The 3,997-nt window shown below is 65.7% G+C and carries 3 protein-coding genes and 1 pseudogene; 2 read left to right on the top strand and 2 right to left on the bottom strand.

The genetic code is table 11. The features are described from left to right. Positions 1–1,296: cytochrome P450 (locus VFW69_RS20010; RefSeq protein WP_526503814.1), on the bottom strand; the 1,296-nt coding region annotated here is incomplete at its 3' end. Positions 1,297–1,416: 120 nt separating this feature from the next. Between VFW69_RS20010 and VFW69_RS20005 the strand changes: the two genes are divergently transcribed. After that, positions 1,417–2,082, top strand: a complete 666-nt coding sequence (locus tag VFW69_RS20005) for a TetR/AcrR family transcriptional regulator (RefSeq protein ID WP_526503812.1) — start codon at positions 1,417–1,419, stop codon at positions 2,080–2,082. 110 nt (positions 2,083–2,192) lie between these two features. Here VFW69_RS20005 and VFW69_RS20000 read toward each other — a convergent pair whose 3' ends face one another. Then, positions 2,193–3,578, bottom strand: coding sequence for an FAD-binding oxidoreductase (locus VFW69_RS20000; protein ID WP_526503810.1), 1,386 nt, complete (start codon positions 3,576–3,578; stop codon positions 2,193–2,195). 259 nt (positions 3,579–3,837) lie between these two features. Between VFW69_RS20000 and VFW69_RS19995 the strand changes: the two are divergent. Then, a pseudogene (locus tag VFW69_RS19995) lies at positions 3,838–3,997 on the top strand (serine/threonine protein kinase); the annotation flags it as partial.

Raw genomic sequence — 3,997 nt, 5'->3', positions numbered from 1 at the left:
GGAAGTCGTTCTGCGGCCGCCGAGTTGGGCCGGCAGCCGCGAGTACCCGTGCAAATTGATCAGGCCCCGCCGCTGTGGGGGAGCGGTGAGGCGCAGATCGGGGAAGGTTTCGAAGAGTGCGCGCAGTGCGGTGGCGCCTTCGATGCGAGCCAGGGCGGCGCCGAGGCAGGCGTGGATGCCGGACGCGAAAGCCAGGTGGTCGCGTGCGTTGGGCCGGGTGATGTCGAATCTGGTTGGCTCTGTGAAGATTTGTGGGTCACGGTTGGCGCCACCGAGGAACAGTGCGACCATGTTGCCGGCCGCGATGTGTGTTCCGGCGATTTCGACGTCGCAATCCGGGGTGCGCGCGGTCATCTGAACTGGGCTGGCGAGCCGCAGGATCTCCTCGACGGCGTTGGGCCACAGGTCCGGATTGTCGTGCAGCAGCGCCAATTGCTCGGGATGGTGCAGCAGTAGGACAATCCCGTTGCCGATCAGATTCACCGTCGTTTCGAAACCCGCGCCGACGATCAGCGCGGCGTTGGCGGTGAGCTCGCGGTCGGTCATGGAGCCGTCGGCGACCATGCGGCCAAACGGATTGTCACTCTGCTGGCCGGCGCGCAGCTTGTGGAAATGCTCCAGCAGGTAGTCATCGGCGCCGCGTAGGCCGTCGATGGCGCCGCGGTAGGTCTTCCAGTCGATCCCGATATCGAGCAACGGAGAGCCGCTGCGGCCCCACTCCAGCATGCGGGGGTAGGAATCGGCCGGCAGGCCAAGGATTTCGGCGATGATGGCGACCGGCAATTGCATCGCGAAGTCGGCGATCAAATCGGGTTGTGGTGTGGCGGTGATGCGTTCGATCAAGTCCATGGTCACCTCGACGACCCGGGTTTCCAGGGAGTCGATGGCGCGCGGGGTGAAACTTTGGGCCACCAGATGCCGATAGCGGGTGTGATCGGGCGGATTCACGATCACCATGGCTGGCGGCTCCACAGGATTGGCCACGCCCGGGTCGGTCTTGGCGATCAGCGCCTTCAGCGGCCCGGGCAACTCCATCTCGGCGGGCGGGGTGACACTAAAGCACTTGTCTCGCAAGATTTGTCGGCATACAGAATGGTCGACGCTCGCCCACACGAACGGGGAACGCACCACCGGTCCGCGCGCCCGGATCTCCTCCATCAACGCGTAGCGGTCTTCGCCCGAGGCGCCGGTGCGCAGCAGCCGGGCCAGCGGGTCGCCGCGGCGCGCCTGGACGGCGAAGTACGCCCGCGGTACGCCGTGCATGGCCGCCCACCGGGCCCTGAGTCCGACTTGCATAACGATTCCTCCCGAAGGGCCATTCAGAGATGCAACATGCGATACAATGAGACTCTCAATGTCTCACACGCTTCGATCGCTACGATACGACGGCGGCGACGAACCGGCAAGGAGGGATCGATGACAACGACTCGAACGGCGGAGTTCGTCCGGCGCCTCACCGAGCCGGACCCGGTCGTTCTTGCCCAGGTCGTCAATCCCGACGAGATCACCGCCCGCATTCTGGGCGCCACGATCGAGCAGGCCGAACTCGTCGGCATGCGCCGGATCACCATGGAAGACGTCGCGCGGCGCAGCGGCGTCGGCCGCGCCACCTTGTACCGCCGCTTTCCGACCAAGGCGGCGCTCATCGATGCCGTCGTGCTCGCCGAAGCGCGGCGCTACCTCGAGGGCAGTGCGCAGGCCCGCGCGCATGCTGAGACATTTGAAGACCGCATGGTCTACAGCACGGTGTTCTCGGTGACGTTCATGCGGGAGCACGCTCTGCTCAAGAAGTTGTTGCGCACCGAGCCCGAAACCATTCTGCCCAGCCTGACCATCGACGCGGGCGCCATCCTCGACTACGCCACCGAGCACACCATGGGACTGTTACGCACCGAGCTCTACGGCACGTCGAAAACCACAGCGGCACAAGAGCGCCACCTGCGCACCGTCTCCGAGCTGCACACCCGCCTGACGCTGTCGTTCATCGTGACCCCGCACACCAGCATCAACCTGGCCACCATCGATGACACCCGCAGCTACGTGCGCAACTATTTGATGCCGATGGTGACCGGGCCGAGTTAGTCAGGGGCACTTCAGGCGCGGTTAGTCACCGGCGCCACTTGCGCTTCTCCGCCGGGCGACACGTCTTTTGCCCGCCTTCGAGCGACAACTCGCGGCGGCGAGACGGCGGATTACGCGTCGTCCGCCGCGAACGCGACGTCGGGGTTGAGGATGCCCGCGGGATCGAAGCTCGCCTTGATGCGGCGCATCAGGTCGACCTTGACCGGGTCCTCGAGCTCGACGAAGTACCGGGCCTTGGCACGGCCCAGACCGTGCTCGCCGGAGATCGCGCCACCCAATTCCATTGCCAGCGCGAAGATGTCGGTCAGCAGCCTCTTTCGTATCGCCGGGTCCGGGCAGAAGATGGCCAGGTGCACGTTGCCGTCACCGGCGTGTCCGCAGCCCGCCGCCGCACCACCGGCCGCCGCCGCCAGACCGCGCGCGCCGGAAAGAAACTTCGGCATCGCGCCGCGCGGCACGACGGCGTCGATGAGGTCGTCGGCGTTGAGCGCCTTGAGCGTCCAGAATGCCTTCTCGCGCGCCTCGATGAGTTTGCGCGCCGAGCCGCCTTCGAGCACATAAGCGTCCACGGCACCGAGTTCAGCGAGCAGTTCACCGGTCTTCTCGACGTCCTCGTCCAACCGGTCCGCGGTCCGATTCTCAAGTGCCACAACCAGATAGGCCTGACAGCTGTCGCGGATGTTATCGGGAACGCCCAGCTCGAGATTCTGGGTATGGACCAGCGCGGCCATCGTCACGTTGTCGATGTATTCCAGGATGTAGGGCGTCAGGCCGCTGGCGAGGATCTTGGGCACTGCCTCCATGACTTGGTCGAAGTCGGAGAATGGTGCGAGCACGGTGGCGCTGTGGTCGAGCCGCGGATGCAGCTTGACGGTCACCTCGGTGGCCAGGGCCAGGGTGCCTTCGGAGCCGACGATGAGCTGGGTCAGGTCGTAGCCGCTGGAGACCTTCGCGATCTTGCCGCCGGTGCGGATGAGCTCGCCGGTGGGCAGCGCCGCCTGCAGCCCGAGCACGTTATTGCGGGCGGTGCCGTACTTGACCGCGCGCATGCCGCCGGCGTTGGTACCGACGTTGCCGCCGACGCTGGACGACAACTCGCCCGGATGCACCATGTACCGCAGCCCCGTGCCGGCGGTGGCGTCGTCCAGTTCGGTGAGCGTCACCCCGGGTTGCACGACCGCTACCTGGTTAGTGACGTCGACCTCCAGCACGACGTTCATGCGCTCGAAGGAGATCAGCAGCCCGTCCGCGCGGGGGATCGCCGCGCCCGACAAGCCCGTGCCCGAGCCGCGGGCCGTCACCGGCACGCGGTTTTCGGTGGCGACCTTGAGCAGGTGCGCGACTTCGTCGGCGGTCGCGGGTTTGGCCAGGTATGCCGGTTTTTGCGGCGGCTTGGTCAGCACCTCGTCGTGCGAATAGTCCTCGGAAATGGCGTCGCCCGTAAGCAGGTTGTGCTCGCCGACGATCTCCGCGAACTGCGCCGTCATGTCGGTCATCGAAGGCCTCACCTTCTTACGTGCCGGACAGTCACTCACTGTATCGGGGGGTGCGGCTCGCGATTGCGGTCTGCCTGCGAGCGCAGACGCCGCTAGTGTGGGGTTGGCGCGGTTGTGCAGGCCGATCCTGTTGGTCAACTGGCCGACGCACCATAGCGGCATTGTCTCGGTGTAGCGACACGCGTGAGGCTGCGCACGTTATGTCGACGCCCAATTCGGGAATTCGCGAGCTGGACTGTCTTGAGAAAGGAATGCTGATTTGACCTTCTCGTCCCGCGGTTCGCGGCTCGGTACCCGGTTCGGGCCGTACGAGCTGCGCTCACTGATCGGCACCGGGACAATGGGCGAGGTCTACCGCGCGTACGACACCGTTAAGGACCGGATGGTCGCCGTCAAGCTGTTAGGTGGCGAGACGGCTG

The organism is Mycobacterium sp. (assembly GCF_036273375.1).
Taxonomy (GTDB): domain Bacteria; phylum Actinomycetota; class Actinomycetes; order Mycobacteriales; family Mycobacteriaceae; genus Mycobacterium.
The sequence above is the reverse complement of the archived record's forward strand: the minus strand, read 5'-3'. Positions and strand labels throughout refer to the sequence as shown.

Bases quoted from the DNA above. Each gene is read 5' to 3' on its own strand.
- VFW69_RS20005 (WP_526503812.1), top strand. From the start codon at position 1,417: ATGACAACGACTCGAACGGCGGAGTTCGTCCGGCGCCTCACCGAGCCG.
- VFW69_RS20000 (WP_526503810.1), bottom strand. From the start codon at position 3,578: ATGACCGACATGACGGCGCAGTTCGCGGAGATCGTCGGCGAGCACAAC.